This window comes from Hymenobacter sp. (assembly GCF_036387835.1).
Classification (GTDB): domain Bacteria; phylum Bacteroidota; class Bacteroidia; order Cytophagales; family Hymenobacteraceae; genus Hymenobacter.
This window is the reverse complement of the sequence record NZ_DASVSY010000053.1, coordinates 1-16,428: the sequence shown is the minus strand read 5'-3', so window position 1 is coordinate 16,428 and position 16,428 is coordinate 1. Positions and strand designations below refer to the sequence as shown.

The following is a 16,428-nucleotide window of genomic DNA, read 5'->3' as shown; positions in this document are numbered from 1 at the left end:
TTCAACGTTCTATTGGCGCCAATAGAACATTGAACTCACTATTTCACAACTTCATTACCTCACCTCTTACTGCTGCTGCAAGTCGCGTTGGTGTTGCAGGTTGCGGGCCGCGTCGGTGAGGGCTTTGGACAGCTCGTCGAGCGAGTTGATGAAGCGCGGGTTGGCGTTATCGACGATGCTGTTGATGTGCTCGGCCAGGGTTTGGAGCGTGTCGCTGATGGGATTGGGGTCGGTGCCGCTGAGGTAGCCTTTTAGCTGCACCAGGTCGGCGGCGATGGTGGCGTGGGCCGTTTCGCCGGAAGCCCGGAGCATCTGAATCCAACCGTCGATGTTTTTGTGGGCGAGGTCGAGGGCTTGGGCGAGGTCGCCGCTGCGGAAAATACGGAGGGATGCTTCGAGTTGGTCGGCGCTGGCAGAATGAGAAACAGACATAGTATAAGGGGGTTCGGTGGAAAGAAAAGAAACCTTATCTACTGCATCCCTAACGTTAGGGTTGGCAACTGGCTGCTATTTTCACATACGGCTCAGCTTACGTTTCAAGGCACTTTATCGTACATCTGCGCCTCCAACAAAGCGGTACTTGCAGCGCCACTAGTGCCCTTGTGCTCACACACTACGCTTGATTTCCACACCTGATTGCTTAGGGTTAGCGGGCCCCACGCACTGCTATATTGCTAGTTCTACTCTGCTTTTCGGTTTTGATTATTATGCTATTGCCCATGCAACCTATTATCTATCAGGAGGCTCGTAGGCAAGTCAGGTTCTTTTTATTCGCATCGCTCTGAGAGTATCAACTACCCATTGAAAACAGATATACTTCCTCCTACAGCATGAAGACACTCTACTCCGCTAGCTCTAAATTGCTGCTGTTGCTACTGTTGCTGTCGGCGGCTTGCAGCAAAGAAGACTCACCTGAGTTGGTTGGTGCTGGCTCGGCCTGCACGGCGCCCTACGTAGCGCCCATTATCGCCGACGCCTACAACTTCCCGGTTCGACCGGGCACTGCAGCCTGGCAGCAGTTTACAACCGGCCAAGCCATGGTTGACGCCTGCCAGATACCGGCAACCACCCTGCAAACCATCTCCACTCCGGGCCTGCTGGCTACCTGCCTGGATTATCCGCTACTATTCGATGTCCTAGCCTTCAATTCGCTGCAACGAGGCACCCGTGCTCAACTAGAAGACTTCAATGGGTTCGGTGAGTTGCGCAAGCGCCCGGATGCAGCATCTCTACTACTAGAGCGCTACCAAAACATGGGACCGTCCTGTTTGCCGGCGGGGCAGCTGCAACGCGGAGACTATTCCTTCCGCTTCAGCTTCGTGGAAATGATTCTGGCCCAGGACGAGTATCTAGCTCAACTGTCAGCAAGCAAGCGCCGGACTTTACTGCGTGAGGCACTAACCAAGTACAACGAGAAAAAGCCTCTTACCAGCAGTTTTTATAGCACCTTTGGTCTTTCTACGTCTGTGTTTATCATGGCTCGTGTGATGCAGGCCGAACAGTACCAGCCCTTCCTAACAGCCATCCGCAACGACTCAGATTTAGAGGCCTTTGTCGCAGACGTGGTGGTAAAAGATAAGTCCCCGGTTCTAGATACAGTTATTGGATACGCACTGCGGTTTCAATAGCCTTCGTGCCAATCGGGTACGGCGAGTTGTATGAGCAGCGTGTACCATCAAAGTCCTACCTAACTACTGCGACATCAGCCAACAACAAAAAGGCTGCTCCAAGTACTGGAGCAGCCTTTTTGTTCGATCGAACGGAGAACTACGCTTTCAGCGAAGTAGCAGCCGAGCTAAGCGTTTGGCCGAGTTGCTGGAGCTTGGCGCTGGCATCGGGCGTGGCGCTTTGGGCCGCCTTAGTGGTATGCTCGCCGAGCGTTTTCAACGACTGCCCGATCTGGGCGCTGTCGCCGCTACCGATGGCGGTTTGCAGGTTTTCCAGCTCCGAGGCAATGGCGCTCAGGGAAGGATTACCGGCGCCGTTCAGCGTGGAAATCCAGCTCTGAATGTTGCCAGCAGCCGCTGGTGCGGCGGCGCTCAAGCCTCCATCAAGCGCTTGGAGGGTAGCATCGAGTTGACTAGTGGAAGTACTCATAGTGAAGTGGTTTTGGTTGGAAAGAAATGAACACTCCTAGTACTCCCGAAGCTGTTTAATGTTGATTTTCAAAAGCTTAAACAAACCACCGCAAAACATATTGCGCCTTAAACAGTAGCTCGTCAGATGGTGCGTAGCTGGACTATGCGCCACAAAACTAAGGCCGCTCCTGCTCCAGGGAAGAGCGGGACCGGCCTAAATTTTATACGCTACTATTTTATTCTTGAAAACTTAACAGCAAGGCTAGGACGCCTTCAGGTTGCCGGCGGCTATAATGAGGGCCTGACCCAGGTGGCGCAGATGGTCGCCGGTTTCGCCACGCAGATCACGCGCCATTACGGAAGTTTCCTGGCCTAACTGCTGCAACGACACGGCCGAGGCAGGATGGTCGTTGCGCTCCATGTGCCCCCGCAAGGTCCGTAGCTGCGACAGCGTGCCCGTAAGTGCTGAGCCGCCGAGACCATCGAGAGCGGCAATCCAGTTGTCGATACCAGTGAGGCGGGTGTCGAGCGGATGCTTGCCGGGGTGCTCGAAGGCAGCGTAGATGTCACGGATGGTTTCTTCGATGCGGGTGTTGTGGTTCATGGCAAACAGGGTTTAGGGAAACAACGGGAAAGTTACCCGCCTGTACGCCGCTCAGCTAACGGGCGTTGCAACAACTACTATGTAGGGCACTTTCAGGCGCCCGGTTATTCGCATTTTCTACGTCCCCGACCGGCCATTGCCTTGCAAGTCGTTCCGTGTTGCATAGCACCCGGTTTGGCCACGGCGCGCTGGTAGTTGGTCAAGGAGGAGGAGGCACGAATTCTGAGTTGCGTGCTAACGCTTGTTGCCCGCCGAAAGGGCGCCTTGCTTGGCGGGAGAGGCCACCAAATCGAATGTCAGCTGGAAGTCGTTGCGGATGGCATAGGAGCCCAAATTCTGAAAGAAGCTGCTGGAATTGTAATTCACGCCGAATTGCGTGCGGTCGAGGCTAGCGGTGCCTTTCACGCGCAGCTGACCATCGGGCAACTGCTCTACAACGACGGGAAACTGCACGGGCTTGGTAATGCCTTTGAGGGTGAGCTGGCCGACGACAGTACCAGCCCCGACTTCGCGCAGTACGAATACAGCCGTTGGGTATTTTTCGGCGTCGAAGAAATCGGTGCCGCGCAGGTGCTCGGTTAGCTTGGCGTCTTCGTGCTTGATGGTGCTCATGTCGAATTCAAAGCGGCCGTTGCGCAGGGTGCGGCCGTCGTAGTCGAAGGTACCGCGGCGCAATTGCAAAGTGCCGGTGGGGGCCCAGGTGCCAGCTTCGGCGTGGCCGGTCCAGGTTAGCCGGCTGCCAGCCAAACTGGCCTGGTAGGTAGTAGCGGCGGGCTTGAAGGCAACCAGCGCAACGAAAAGCAGGAAGGCGAGGATATTTTTCATGGGATTAGGCTTAAAGTATTTGCGGTGAAAGAGGTGACGAGGTGAGAGGCAACTAGAGAAGTGGGATGACGAGGTCGGTGGGGCTTGGCTTTGTAATCATTTTGCCTGTCCCCGGTCACTTCTTCACCGGCTCACCTCCTTCCGTTTCGATGAGGCCGGTGCCTTTGTAGAGCTTGCCGTTTTTGTCTTTGGCCAGGATGTACCACAGGGCGTCGCCGCCGTAGAGGCGCTGGGCGCTGTCGGCGTAGCGGTAGTTTTTCTCGAAGGTGTAGGTCTGGCCGGCTTGCAGGTGGGCGCCGGGGCAGCGAAATAGGTCGGCAAACTCGGCGGGCGTTTCCTTCATATTGGCTTTCCACCCCTCGGCGCTGTACCAAATGAAACTGCCGCATTCCACCACTTCCAACTCCCCTACTTCCGAGCGGATCATGGTGCTGTGCTTCCACACGTAGCCGCCCGGCTGCTCGGGGTTGGGCACCGGATACACCGGATTAGGTGTGTGCCAAAGCGTAATACCCACGGGTACCTGCCGCAGCTTATCAGGCAGCACGCGGCTATGGTTCGACCAGGCGGAAGAAGTAGCGGCCGGAGCCTGAGCCAGCAGCGGAGCGGCGGGGGCGGCCATCAGGGCGGCCAGCAGGAGTAGTGTTTTCATGACCATACTAGGTTGAAGTATGGCCCAAAGGTGCAGGTCCGAAATGCCCCAAACGCCCCGAATCCAGCATTGGAACGCCCCATATCATGATGTGGGCGCTGTTGGGCGTTAGGAGCTAGGAGGTCTGGTCTAGCTCCCCTCCTAGCTCCTGGCTCCTAACTCCTAGTTACCTTCTTGCCAGTCCCGGGGGGCTACGCCGGTGAACTGTTTGAAGATGCGGTTGAAGGTGGTTTTAGAGTTGAAGCCACTTTCGAAGGCGATGCCCAGCAGCGTCAGGCGCTGGGCGTCGGAGGTGGCGAGGCGGCGCTTCACTTCGGCCACCCGGTAGCTGTTGACCAGGTCGTTGAAGGGCTGGCCGAAGCCGTTGTTGACGGTGAAGGAAATTAGCCGGGGCGCCAAGCCGGTGTGCGCCGACAGCTCGGCCAGCGTGAGCGTGGGGTTCAGGTATAGTTGCTCTTCTTCCAGCGCCTGCCGGATGCGGGCTACCACGGCCGGGTCTACGGTAATAGCAGCGGACTTTGCGGTGGGCGCGGCTACGCTCACTTCGTTTGCAACACCTCCGGCGGCGGAAGCGGCAGCCACTTTCGTGGTTGTGTCATTGGCGGTGGCGTACACCTCCGGGAAGGGCACCGCCACGTTCAGCTCTGGCAATCTAGCTTCCACCGTGGTTAAGCTACTAGCCGCAACTGGCAACTCAGCGTATGGCTCCGCCTCTTCGGGCGCAAAACGGACGGCGTGCATATCAGCTTGGCGCAGGCCCACTACCCCGACCAGAAACACCACCACGCCAAGCAACTCCGTGGAGTAATCGTAGCGGTAGTAGAGGCCAAAAAACTCGCGCAGCACCAATTCAGCTAGCCACTGCACGCTCACCACGGCCACCAGCACCAGCAACGTGCGTAGCCACTGCAGCCGCAGCTGCGACGTCTCCGAAAAATTATCGAGTAGCCAGCGGCGGTACTGGCGCAGCAGGCGCAAACTCAGCACCAGGTAAAGCGTGAGCGAAAGCCAAGTGCCTACAAACTCCACGCGGTAGGTGTAGGGTTGGTGAATGGTCTGCCAAAACCAGTTGCGCGTCTCGTAGTTCTGCAACCGAAGCCAGCCATACAGGCCCGCCTGTATCAGCACCGGCACGAAGTGCCACCAATAGCGCGTCTCCCACCGAAAATCGTGATTGATCAGGCTGCGGACGTAGAAATAAAGCAGTGGCCCGAAAGCAAACGAGTAATAGATAGGGGCGAAGTACCAGTTCGGGTTTTGCGCGTAGATGTTGGCCACCCGAAAAAACCCATCGAGCAGCCACAAGGCAATGGCCAGCATGAGCAAGGCCAGAAAGCGGTTCGGCAACTGGTTGGCGCGGGCCGTCCCCAACAGCCCTGCTGCAAATACAGCCTGGGTTATCACCGCAAACAGGAGCACAACGAGGGGCGTAAGCGGGATTTGCATAGAATAGAACGGAAGGAAAGAAAGCGTACCGCAAGCTGCCGAACGGTAACTTGCCCTTACTGACGGTAAAATAGTAGTTTCTCTAGTGTCTCGCACCTGGCCCGTATGAAACAGAAAATCCGGGAATGGCTGCGCCGGTATCTGCCCGCCGAAGTGCTGTCGATGGCGGCTACGCTGTTGGGGGCTTGGCTGACGTTGCACGGCACGCATAGCCAGCTGAGCGTCGCGCTGGCGGGCACCTGGGCGGGCAACGTGGCGTATTTCGGATATCTGCTGGGGCAGGATGTGTTGTTGGCGCGGCGGGCCTGCCACGCGCAAAGCCGTCCATACACGCGCCGCACCTTTGGGCGCAATATGCGGGCACTGGCGGTGGAGTTTGGGTTAGCCGAAGTGCTTGATAGTCTGCTAATCAGGCCGGCGCTCATGTACTATTTGCCGCGCTGGCTGGGCAGCTTCGGGGCGGGCATTGTGCTGGCCAAGCTGCTGGCCGATGTTACGTTCTACGTTCCGGCCATTCTGAGCTACGAAATCAGCAAGAAGCGGCTCCGCAACTTCAGCGACGACTGAAGTGGGACAGTAGCAGGCACCTGTTCAAGGCAGACAGTAGCAGCAAATACAGTTGCAAACCTAGCTTCTTTGCCCTTTTCGAACGTAGTAGATTTCACTAGGGTATATAGAAACCAAAAGAACGTCATGCTGACGCCAGGAAGCATCTCGCGTGCTGACGCCAGAGTAGTAACCGGTTCTATCATGCCGGCCAGATGCTTTGGCGGCGCCTACGCAGGCGCTAGATCAAGCATGACAGGCTGACTCTCGCCAACTAGATTCTAAAAAAGCTCACCTCAGTGCTCGTACTATGTCAACAACAGATTCCTCGACGTTAGCGGCCTTGCAAAAGCGCTGTCCGCGCTGCCACCAAGGTCGGCTGTTCACGTATTCGGCCTTCAACCTTACCAAGTTTGCCGATATGCCCCCGGCCTGCCCGGTGTGCGGACAAACCTACGAGCCCGAGCCCGGCTTCTACTGGGGCGCCATGTACATCAGTTTTGCCTTCTCGACCGGGATTATGCTGGTAGTGGGCTTTGGCGTGTATTTTCTGCTCAACGACCCCGACACCTGGGTGTATATCGTGTCTGTGGCGGTAGTCTCGATACTGCTTACGCCGCTGAGCCTGCGGTACTCGCGCACCCTAATGCTGTATTGGTTTGGCGGTATCCACTACGACCCCGACCGCGCCAACCCATCGCACCGGACGGTGTAGCGCCCTGCCGCGTTGTTGGCGCCGCAGCTTGGCGCAGACAACAAAGGAGTATATTTCCGCATGTCGAAACCCTTGCTTTGTTTACTGGCTGGTTTGCTGGTGCTGCTAACTTCCTGCAACCAGAACGCCGCAGGAATTGCGGCCGAATGTGGGCCGGACTTGCCCGACGCCTACACCATTCGACACCCGGCCTGGGCCAGCAATGCCAGCATCTACGAAGTAAATATCCGGCAGTACACGCCTGAGGGCACATTTCGGGCTTTCGAGGCGCACCTGCCCCGTTTGCAGCAAATGGGCGTGGGTATTTTGTGGTTGATGCCGGTACAGCCCATCGGCCAGTTCAAGCGCAAAGGCACGCTGGGCAGTCAGTATTCCATCCAAAACTACCGAACCGTGAATGCGGAGTTTGGAACCATGGCCGACCTGCGCCACCTGGTTGATGCGGCCCACCAGCGCGGCATGCACGTAATTCTGGATTGGGTGGCCAACCACACCGCCTGGGACAGTCAGCTGGCCAAAGAGCATCCCGACTGGTTCACCAAAACCAAACAAGGCAATTTTCAACCGCCCGTTTCTGATTGGCAGGACGTCATCGACCTCGACTACAGCAAACCCGAACTGCGCCGCTACATGACCGAAAGCATGGCGTTCTGGCTGCGTGAGGCCCACTTCGACGGCTTCCGCTGCGACGTAGCCGGCCTCGTGCCCACCGATTTCTGGAACGATGCCCGCCAGCAGTTGCAACAGGTGAAGCCGGTGTTTATGCTGGCTGAATGGGACGAATTGTACCCACCAGCCTTTCTTCCCAAAGCCGCCTTCGACCCTAATACCAAGCTGCTGGAAAAGGCCTTCGATATGACCTATGGCCTGCGCCTGCACACGCTGCTCGACAGCATTGCCAAAGGCCAGAAAACCACCGCCCACCTCGACAAGTACCTGGCCGATGAGCGCCGCCGCTACCCCGCTCAAGTGTATTTGATGAACTTCACCAGCTCGCACGACGTGAACAGCTGGGACGGCACCGAATACGAGCGCCTCGGCAAAAACGCCCTGCCCTTTGCCGTGCTAACTGCCTTGCTGCCCGGCATGCCTATGGTGTACAGCGGCCAGGAAGCCGCCCTGAAAAAACGTCTGCGCTTCTTCGACAAGGATACCATTCCCTGGAACGACTACCCGCTGCAAGACTTTTACACCAAGCTGCTCCAACTCAAAAAAACCCACCCGGCCCTGCGCAACGGCGACCCGTGCAGTGAGTTCGAGCGGCTGCCCGTCTCCTCCGATCTGAAAACCTATGCCTTTGTGCGGCGGAAAGACGCGGCAGAGGTGCTAGTTGCCCTTAACCTCGATAACAAGCCGCACGAGTTGATGATGCGGGAGTTGGAACCAGGCAACTTCCGCGAGCTATTCACCGAGCAAAGCATCCGCCTGGGCGCCACCTCGAAAATGCTTTTAACCCCGCATAGCTACCGAGTGTACGAGCGGCTGCCAGAGCAAAAAAGGAGCTGGTTTTAGATACGTTACGCATTAGGAGGCTGTAGCGTGAAGCCTGCGCTTCGCGTATCGTTGAACGGCTGGTATTGCTAGCGTTGCAACCACCGCGTATGGTTGAACGATTGACGCCGCGCCGTAAAACCGATTATCGTTCAACGATACGCGAAGCGCAGGCTTCGCGCTACAGCCTCTGGCAGCAAGGCCAAGAAACCCACTTCGTGCTGTTCCGTTACGGGTTTTTCGGGCAGAAAATCGACGTGCCGCCCTCCTCCGTTGCGGTGAAAGCTGTAGCTTGCCGGCCTCATTTGCCCGCACGCAACCCATGAAAACAACTTCCTTTGCCCTGCTCGCGGCCTTGTGGCTGCCGGCCGGAATAGCAGCTGCCCAATCAGCTAAAAAATCAGCCACTGCTACCAAAGCGCTAATTCACACAACAACTTCCTCCTCAACCACGCTGGCCAAGCTGTTCGACACCTATTGGGAAGACCGGGGCAAGCTGTTTCCGCTTAACGCCACCAGCCAGGGCGACTACCGCTACAACGACCAGCTCCCCAACGACCAAACCCGCGCCTTCCGCCAGCAGCAACAGCAGTTCTACCAGCAGTACCTGACGTCCCTACAAAAGTTCGACCGCCCCAAGCTGTCGGCCGAGGACCGAGTGAGCTACGACATTTTCGAGTACGAAATGCAAAGCCGGCTCAACGGGTTGAAGCTCAATAGCTGGATGATGCCGTTTGCGCAGTTCTATAGCCTACCCAACACGCTCGGCCAGTTGGGGGCGGGCACGGGCGCGCAGCCGTTCAAAACCGTGAAAGACTACGACGACTGGCTGAAGCGCATCGGTCAGTTTCCGGTGTGGGCCGACTCGGCCGTCAGCAACTTCCGGCAGGGCATGAAAGCCGGTGTGGTGCTGCCGCGGGCGTTGGTCCTGAAAATGGTGCCGCAGCTTCAGGCCCAAATCACCACCGACGCTACCAAGAGCCTGTTCTACGGCCCTGTTACCCGCCTACCCGCCAGCTTCTCGGAAGCCGATAAAACTCGCCTCACGGCCGCCTACCAGCAAGCCATTCTCACGCAGCTAGTACCTACTTACCGCAAGCTGGCCGACTTCCTGCAAACCGAGTACCTGCCCAAGGCCCGCACCAGCACCGGCCTGGCCGCGGTGCCCGGCGGCGCCGAAATGTACGCCTACAACGTCCGGCTGATGACCACCACCGACCGCGCCCCCGACGCCATCTACCAAACCGGCCTGGCCGAAGTGAAGCGCATTCGGATCGAGATGGAAGCCGTGAAAAAGCAAGTAGCTTTTCAAGGCGACTTGCCGGCCTTTTTCACTTACCTGAACTCCGAGCCCAAGTTCACGCCCTACAAAACGCCCGAAGACGTGCTCAACGCCTTCCGCGCCATTCAGGCCCGCATCACGCCCAATCTGCCCAAGCTGTTTGGCCGCACGCCCAAGTCGCCGTTCGAGATTCGGCAGACCGAGGCGTTTCGGGCCGCCACCGCTTCGGCCGAGTACAACCGCGGCACGCCTGATGGCTCGCGGCCGGGTACTTTTTACGTGCCTATTCTGGATGCCACCAAGTTCAATACCACCTCGGGCATGGAGTCGCTGTTTGCGCACGAGGCCATTCCAGGCCACCACTACCAGTTATCGTTGCAGCAGGAAAACACTGGCTTGCCTAAGTTCCGCCGTTTCGCTTCGTATCCGGCCTTCAGCGAAGGGTGGGCGCTCTACTGCGAAAGCCTGGGGCCGGAACTCGGCCTCTACACCGACCCGTACCAGAAAATTGGCGCCCTCGGCGACGAAATTCACCGCGCCATTCGCTTGGTAGTGGACGTGGGCATGCATTCCAAGAACATGACCCGCGAAGAGGCCATTAAGTACATGATCAACAACGAGCCCATCAGTGAACAAGGCGCTACCGCCGAAATAGAGCGGTACATGGCCATTCCGGGGCAGGCGCTAGCCTACAAAACCGGCGCCCTCAAGCTCCGCGAACTGCGCGACCGATACGCCAAACAGCTCGGCTCGAAATTCGATCTGCGTGCCTTCCACGACGAAATACTGGCCGGCGGCAGCATGCCCCTGGCCGTGCTGGAGCGCAAAATGGATGCCTGGGCCGCCCGGCAGAAGTAGGCCTCGTTGTTGAAGTAGCCCTTCCTGCTTGATCTGGCAGCAATTGACAGGCGCAGTAAGATCGGCTGCGTTGTGCCACACCAACCAATTAGTCCCTTCACAACTCATGTCAAGTGTTCTTCTCGCTCAGTATGACTTGGTGAAAAGCACCCGTACCGCGCTACTGGACTACTGTGCGACACTTGGCCCGGCTGATTTCACGGCTCCCGTACCGGTCTTCAACAACAGCAGCTTGCGCGACCTACTTGTGCACGTAGCCAACGCGTATCGGCACTGGCTGAATATCGTGGCGCAAGGTCACCCCCGCTCCTACGTCGACCCGGCGACAATACCTGATGTGGAAGCAGTGCGTCAGCTCTTTCGGGAGGTGGATGAGTTGGTGACTGGTTACTGCGCCTGGGCCGAAAATCACTGGCAAACCACCCAACTCTTCACAGTTCCTAGTCGCCCCACGCCCCTATTGCTTACACCGCTGGCACTGTTTACCCACGTTGTTACGCACGAGTTTCACCACAAAGGCCAGCTGCTGAGCATGAGCCGGCAGCTAGGCTACACGCCCGTTGACACCGACGTTATCAGGTTTTAACCTATCTGGAATAGGTGAACTTGTGCAGTTTTTAGGTTAATGTTCTGCTGGTACAAGCAGCGCAGATAGCGTGGTTTGAACATCAATTTCACTTGTTCACTTCACCACATCACAATTTCACCACTTCACGTTAGGCCTCCTTGCTGTGCTTGAATCTGCTTCACACCCCGACTCGCATCTATTTCAAGTGCAGCACCCGGTCTGGGCGGCGCACGCCAGCATCTATGAGGTGAATGTGCGCCAGTACACGCCGGAGGGCACATTTCAAGCTTTCGAGGCGCACTTGCCGCGCCTGGCCGATATGGGCGTGGGCATTATCTGGCTGATGCCGATTCACCCGATTGGTGAAGTCAACCGCAAGGGTACGCTCGGCAGCCAATACGCGGTACAGGATTACTACGGCGTAAATCCGGAGTTCGGTACGCTCGACGATTTGCGCCACCTCGTGCAAGCGGCGCACGCGCTGGATCTCTACGTGCTCATTGATTGGGTGGCCAACCACACCGCCTGGGACAACCCGCTGGTGACCGAGCACCCCGACTGGTACACTCACGACGCGGCCGGCAACTTCGTGCCGCCCATCCCCGACTGGCACGACGTCATCGACCTCGACTACCACCAGCCCGCCCTGCGCCGCTACATGACCGATGCGCTGCTGTATTGGGTGCGCGAAGTGGACCTCGACGGCTACCGTTGCGACGTAGCCGGCCTCGTACCCACCGATTTCTGGGAGGCCGCCCGCCAGGAGCTAGATCAGGTAAAGCCGGTGTTCTTGCTGGCCGAATGGGACGAACTTTACCCCTCGGGCGGCCTCACATGGGAGCAGTTCGACGGCAACACCCGCCTGCTCGAACGCGCCTTCGACATGACCTTCGGTTTGCGCCTGCACTACCTGCTCGACCACATTGCCGAAGACAAGCAGCCACTCCACGACATTGACGTGTACCTGGCCGCCGAGCGGGCCAAATATCCGCCCAATGTGTACCTGATGCACTTCACTAGCAACCACGACGTGAATAGTTGGGACGGCACCGAATACGAGCGCCTCGGCCCCAATGTTCTGCCCTTCGCCGTATTGACTGCCTTGCTGCCGGGGATGCCGCTCGTATACAGCGGGCAGGAAGCGGCCCTGCAAAAGCGCTTAGCCTTCTTCGACCGAGACCCAATAGACTGGCAGGATTACCCATTGCAAGAGTTCTATACCAAGCTGCTGCAACTCAACAAACGCCACCCTGCCCTGCACAACGGCATCCTGGAAAGCCGCTTCGAGCGCTTTCCCACTACTCCCAATGTGTACGCCTTCATTCGTCGGCATGAGGAAACCGCTGTGCTTACGGCTATCAACATAGCTCCCACGCCACAACAACTTACCCTGCCTGTTGAAGCTGCCGGCATCTACCACGATGTATTCAGCGGCGAAAAGCTCCACCTGCAAGCCGACTCTGAACTGTCTATTTTGCCACACGACTGGCGGGTGCTGGAACGCATGTGATGGTTTCAGGGAAGAAAATAACAATCAACAATGAACTATCAGTTCCTCCTGCTGAGCAGGTGGCGCATCAAGCCAGGGTGCGCAGCCGAAGTCGAAGCATCTCGTTAGTGCGGTAAACCCCTTTACCGTTGCAACGGTTCGAGCGAGATGCTTCGACAAGTTCAGCCTGACGGCCTTCTGATTCTCTATTACCTCGCCTACAGCAGCTTCAATTCGGCTAGTATTTCCTCGGTGATGGCGCGGCGGGCGGGGACGAACTTGGTATCGGCGGCGGTGTGGCCGGGTTGGGGCTCGGCGTTGAGGGCAAAGTAGAACGTGCGGCCATCAGTGCGCGCCAACCAGCCCACAAACCAGCCGTTGTCGGGCCTGGTAGCGGTGCGGCCCGACCAGCCGGTTTTGCCGTAGAGACAATAATCGGGCGTTTTGCGGAGTTGCAACAACGCCTTCGTTGTTTGCTGGTGCTCAAGCGTGGCGAGCAGCTTATTAGCGTGTAGACGGCGCAGAAAGTCGATTTGCTCGAACTGTGTAATGCGCGAAGAGCCAGTTAGCCAGAAGCTGTCGACGGTAGCCTCCGTTACGCGCATCTGCCCGAATTTCAGCTTGGGTAGCTGCTCGTTATAACGCCTGCCGCCTATGTTGCGGGCTATCTGCTGGTAGCACGGCACGCAGGATACACGCAGGGCCCGACCTAAGGTCATGTCTTGGTTCCACTGCGGAAAACTGCGCTTGCGACCGTCCCACTTCATGATTTGGCTGGTATCCTGAATTACCCCGGTTTCCAGCCCGATAATGGTGTTGGGAATCTTGAAGGTGGAGGCGGGCAGGAAGCCCTGGCGGCAGCGTTTCAGGTTGTAAGCGGTGAAGCGGCCAGCTTGCTCGTCGTAAAGCAAAAATGAGCCCTGCACCCTATATGGGCTGAAATACCTTTGAAAATCCCGCTCTACTGTCGACGGCTCCGGAACCGCAGCCAAGTTGAGTAGCAGTAGGAAGATCAACCAGAACAAACGCATAGCTATACTGTCAAAAGAGAAAGAGCAGGCAAGTTAGGAGACTAGCTGCTATTTCCTTTTTCGCTACAGTCAGCGCTTGTTTGGACAGGAAACCACCATAATTCTAGCACACCAAGTAGCACGTGCTTCTACTTTCAGGCGGGCTGCTTCTCGTCCTACCATCTACTGGTCGCTAAGTAAATCAACGCGCTTTCTACCTCTCAGCATCTTCATTTCATAGCTAACTATATCTCAGTTTGAGATTCCTACAAATAGACTGTTCTCGATTTGATTCGGCCTGTGCTACACTCGCACACAAACTAGAGTTGCAGGAATTACCTCCTTAAACGTTTTAGCAAACTTATCTTAATGACATGTTATTAAAATAGTATGATGTGGTACGAAGAATGCAGAATAGTAACCAACTCCAATCCTCCCAAGTATGAAACTTACCCATCACGAATTTCTCACGTTGCCGGCTGAAGAGCAATGCGGCTACTTGTTTAGCCATGGCACCTACTTAGCCGGTCGGCCTGAAGGCAACTACAGCATCAACCTCTACCATTTGGGTACTTACTACTGTGAACTATGGATGGAACAAACTTGCCCGGAGCTCGACTTCTTTCGCACGTTCACCAATCAGCGTTGCCTAGAGCCTTATTTGCAGCAGCTAGATCTGCCGCAAGAGCACGTAACCATCAGCCGCAAGCAAGATAGAAACACCTAATTCAGGATTTTATTTAGTGTCGATTCCTATACAGCCTATTTAGTACAGCCCCGGAGGGTGGTAGCCAATAATAAGCTACCGACTTCCGGGGCTGCTTATTTATGGAATTTTGTAACCCAAGCCAGGTTTTACAGTTTGTAGCGTGTTTCGGCCACCTCCGAAAGTGGCTTTATTCATTCTACACCATATGCAACATCGTGAATTGGGCCGTTCGGGCCTGCATATTGCGCCCCTCGTGTTGGGTGGCAACGTTTTCGGCTGGACCGCCGATGAAGCCGCGTCTTTCAAAGTACTAGACGCTTTCGTAGCCGGTGGCGGCAATGCCATCGACACCGCCAATGTGTACTCGGCGTGGGTTCCCGGCCACAAGGGCGGTGAATCGGAAGCGGTGATTGGCAAGTGGCTAAAGCAGCGCGGCCGCCGCGACGACGTGCTGATCTTAACCAAGGTGGGCATGGAGATGGGCGACGGTAGCAAAGGCCTCGCCAAAGCCTACATCAAGCAGCAAGTAGAAGACTCGCTGCGCCGCCTCAACACCGATTATATCGACCTGTACCAGTCGCACAAGGACGACGAAAGTCTGCCCGTGACGGAGCCGCTGGAAGCCTACGCCGACCTTATCAAGGAAGGTAAAATCCGGGCCATTGGGGCTTCTAACTACTCGGCCAGCCGCTTGCGCGAAGCCCTCGATGCCAGTGCGCAACACAACCTGCCCCGCTACGAGTCGTTGCAGCCGGAGTACAACTTGTATGCGCGCGCCGGCCTGGAAAACGAGCTGCTGCCCCTCACGCAGGAGCGGCAGGTAGGCATCATTCCCTACTTCGGGCTGGCCTCGGGTTTTCTCACCGGCAAGTACCGCACCGAAGCCGACCTCAGCAAAAGCATCCGCGGCAGCAGCATCGGGCCAAAATACCTCAACGACCGGGGCCTGAAAATTCTGGCTGCCCTCGATGCCGTGGTGGCGCGTCAAGAGCAAGCTACGCCTGCCCAAGTAGCCCTGGCCTGGATTATGGCGCAGCCCGGCCTTACTGCTCCCATTGCCAGTGGCACCAGCCCCGAGCAGATTACAGAGCTGCTCCGCGCTACCGAGTTGCAGCTCAGCCCGCAGGATTTGCAGGAACTCGGGGAAGCCAGTTCCTAACGGCAGTGAGTTGTGGCAGCTGACAGAAATGTCACATCCTGCTACCCATAAAAATGCCAGTGCCTTTCATGAGGCACTGGCGTTTTTGTGAGCTATTCCTTGGCAGCCGCCTGAATGGGGTTGTCGGCAGCGGCCCGGGCATCTATAATCGTATTCTGACCAGCAGTGAAAAACCACTTGCCGCCCTTTTTTACAAATACCATTGTCCCCATTTCGTCTGACGCCGGCACCACATTCGTGCCGCGGTTTACCCCGTCGGGTGGGTAGAACTCCCCCACGTGCGACACCACCTTGGCAATAGCCACGTCCGGGGTTACGAAGCGGATGGTAGTGCTTTTACGCTCGAACTTGACGTCTTTGAACATATTGCGCTGGTTGAACATCCCGTTCAATGCCCGTCCCATAGTTTCGCGGCCACCCCAATACATACCCACTATGTTCACCCAACTGGCATCTTCGGTCGAGCGGGCTAACAGCTTGCTGAAATCAAACGTTTTGGTGCTGGCATCATAAATCATAAACTCGTTGACGATGCTCTTGATTTGTGCTTCATCGGCTTTGATTTGAGCGTGTGCCAGCGTACTGGTGGCGAATAGTGGGGCAAGCAGGAACCGTTTCATGTGGCAGGATGGCTTGGTGAATAATGCCCAAACTTACCCCCTCACCGTCCCTGATCAGAGGTAAAAAACCGACATTATAGGCGGTGAAGCAGTGAAATTGTGAAGTACTGGCGTGATGCCAGAAATTGCCCGCAGGACTTCGTGGTACCCCTCTCGTTGCTGAAGTCTGCTCGGTGTTATAGCGGTTTGGTGAACAGTGCACCCGCTTGTAGAGACACCTCTTGGCGTCTGATAGTCTGGTGCCGCCTGCCCAACGCTTGTTCAACAACGAGACGCCAAGAGGCGTCTCTACAGCAATGGGGGCACCGTTCACCAAACCGCTATAAGCAAGACGAGTCGTTCAACGATAGTGGTGCGACGACTCAAAAAGTCGTCG

Annotated in this window: 18 protein-coding genes; 10 read left to right on the top strand and 8 right to left on the bottom strand. The window is 56.7% G+C overall.

All coding sequences use genetic code 11. The features are described 5' to 3' along the window. Positions 1–66: 66 nt before the first annotated feature. Positions 67–432 (bottom strand): hypothetical protein, encoded by a 366-nt coding sequence (locus VF639_RS10745; RefSeq protein ID WP_277232768.1) that lies wholly within the window; start codon positions 430–432, stop codon positions 67–69. 398 nt (positions 433–830) lie between these two features. Between VF639_RS10745 and VF639_RS10740 the strand changes: the two genes are divergently transcribed. Then, positions 831–1,628: a hypothetical protein gene (locus VF639_RS10740; RefSeq protein ID WP_331145903.1), complete on the top strand. Its 798-nt coding sequence runs from the start codon at positions 831–833 to the stop codon at positions 1,626–1,628. Between the two features lie 139 nt (positions 1,629–1,767). On the opposite strand, the gene VF639_RS10735 is transcribed toward VF639_RS10740, so the two are convergent. The 5 genes from VF639_RS10735 to VF639_RS10715 form a co-directional block, all read right to left on the bottom strand. After that, positions 1,768–2,097 carry a hypothetical protein gene (locus VF639_RS10735; RefSeq protein WP_331145902.1) on the bottom strand — a complete coding sequence of 110 codons (330 nt, stop codon included), beginning with the start codon at positions 2,095–2,097 and terminating at the stop codon, positions 1,768–1,770. Between the two features lie 243 nt (positions 2,098–2,340). Continuing rightward, positions 2,341–2,682: a hypothetical protein gene (locus VF639_RS10730; RefSeq protein WP_331145901.1), complete on the bottom strand. Its 342-nt coding sequence runs from the start codon at positions 2,680–2,682 to the stop codon at positions 2,341–2,343. A gap of 234 nt (positions 2,683–2,916) precedes the next feature. Continuing rightward, entirely contained in the window at positions 2,917–3,507 is a 591-nt protein-coding gene (locus VF639_RS10725; RefSeq protein ID WP_331145900.1) for a YceI family protein, read from the bottom strand. Positions 3,508–3,622: 115 nt separating this feature from the next. Then, complete coding sequence (locus tag VF639_RS10720) at positions 3,623–4,159, bottom strand: hypothetical protein (protein WP_331145899.1); 537 nt, start codon at positions 4,157–4,159, stop codon at positions 3,623–3,625. A gap of 162 nt (positions 4,160–4,321) precedes the next feature. Continuing rightward, complete coding sequence (locus tag VF639_RS10715; RefSeq protein ID WP_331145898.1) at positions 4,322–5,605, bottom strand: helix-turn-helix domain-containing protein; 1,284 nt, start codon at positions 5,603–5,605, stop codon at positions 4,322–4,324. A 105-nt stretch (positions 5,606–5,710) separates the two neighbouring features. Between VF639_RS10715 and VF639_RS10710 the strand changes: the two genes are divergently transcribed. The 7 genes from VF639_RS10710 (at position 5,711) to VF639_RS10680 (ending at position 12,575) form a co-directional block, all read left to right on the top strand. Next, positions 5,711–6,172: a hypothetical protein gene (locus VF639_RS10710; RefSeq protein ID WP_331145897.1), complete on the top strand. Its 462-nt coding sequence runs from the start codon at positions 5,711–5,713 to the stop codon at positions 6,170–6,172. Between the two features lie 289 nt (positions 6,173–6,461). Further along, positions 6,462–6,866 carry a DUF983 domain-containing protein gene (locus tag VF639_RS10705; RefSeq protein ID WP_331145896.1) on the top strand — a complete coding sequence of 135 codons (405 nt, stop codon included), beginning with the start codon at positions 6,462–6,464 and terminating at the stop codon, positions 6,864–6,866. A 60-nt stretch (positions 6,867–6,926) separates the two neighbouring features. After that, complete coding sequence (locus VF639_RS10700) at positions 6,927–8,378, top strand: alpha-amylase family glycosyl hydrolase (protein WP_331145895.1); 1,452 nt, start codon at positions 6,927–6,929, stop codon at positions 8,376–8,378. Between the two features lie 89 nt (positions 8,379–8,467). Further along, the gene (locus VF639_RS10695) at positions 8,468–8,683 is read left to right on the top strand and encodes a hypothetical protein (RefSeq protein ID WP_331145894.1); all 216 of its coding nucleotides are present in this window, start codon (positions 8,468–8,470) and stop codon (positions 8,681–8,683) included. Then, positions 8,680–10,497: a DUF885 domain-containing protein gene (locus VF639_RS10690; RefSeq protein WP_331145893.1), complete on the top strand. Its 1,818-nt coding sequence runs from the start codon at positions 8,680–8,682 to the stop codon at positions 10,495–10,497. The genes VF639_RS10695 and VF639_RS10690 overlap by 4 nt, the downstream gene beginning before the upstream one ends. Before the next feature lie 106 nt (positions 10,498–10,603). Next, positions 10,604–11,083: a DinB family protein gene (locus VF639_RS10685; RefSeq protein ID WP_331145892.1), complete on the top strand. Its 480-nt coding sequence runs from the start codon at positions 10,604–10,606 to the stop codon at positions 11,081–11,083. A 145-nt stretch (positions 11,084–11,228) separates the two neighbouring features. Further along, positions 11,229–12,575 carry an alpha-amylase family glycosyl hydrolase gene (locus tag VF639_RS10680; RefSeq protein ID WP_331145891.1) on the top strand — a complete coding sequence of 449 codons (1,347 nt, stop codon included), beginning with the start codon at positions 11,229–11,231 and terminating at the stop codon, positions 12,573–12,575. Between the two features lie 197 nt (positions 12,576–12,772). Here VF639_RS10680 and blaOXA read toward each other — a convergent pair whose 3' ends face one another. Continuing rightward, complete coding sequence (gene blaOXA, locus VF639_RS10675) at positions 12,773–13,585, bottom strand: class D beta-lactamase (protein ID WP_331145890.1); 813 nt, start codon at positions 13,583–13,585, stop codon at positions 12,773–12,775. A gap of 421 nt (positions 13,586–14,006) precedes the next feature. On the opposite strand from blaOXA, the gene VF639_RS10670 reads away from it, so the two are divergent. Continuing rightward, positions 14,007–14,291, top strand: a complete 285-nt coding sequence (locus VF639_RS10670; RefSeq protein WP_331145889.1) for a hypothetical protein — start codon at positions 14,007–14,009, stop codon at positions 14,289–14,291. A 187-nt stretch (positions 14,292–14,478) separates the two neighbouring features. Next, a complete protein-coding gene (locus tag VF639_RS10665; protein WP_331145888.1) occupies positions 14,479–15,432 on the top strand; it encodes an aldo/keto reductase in 954 nt (317 codons plus the stop codon). Positions 15,433–15,524: 92 nt separating this feature from the next. Here VF639_RS10665 and VF639_RS10660 read toward each other — a convergent pair whose 3' ends face one another. Next, the gene (locus VF639_RS10660) at positions 15,525–16,052 is read right to left on the bottom strand and encodes an SgcJ/EcaC family oxidoreductase (protein WP_331145887.1); all 528 of its coding nucleotides are present in this window, start codon (positions 16,050–16,052) and stop codon (positions 15,525–15,527) included. Positions 16,053–16,428 lie beyond the last annotated feature (376 nt).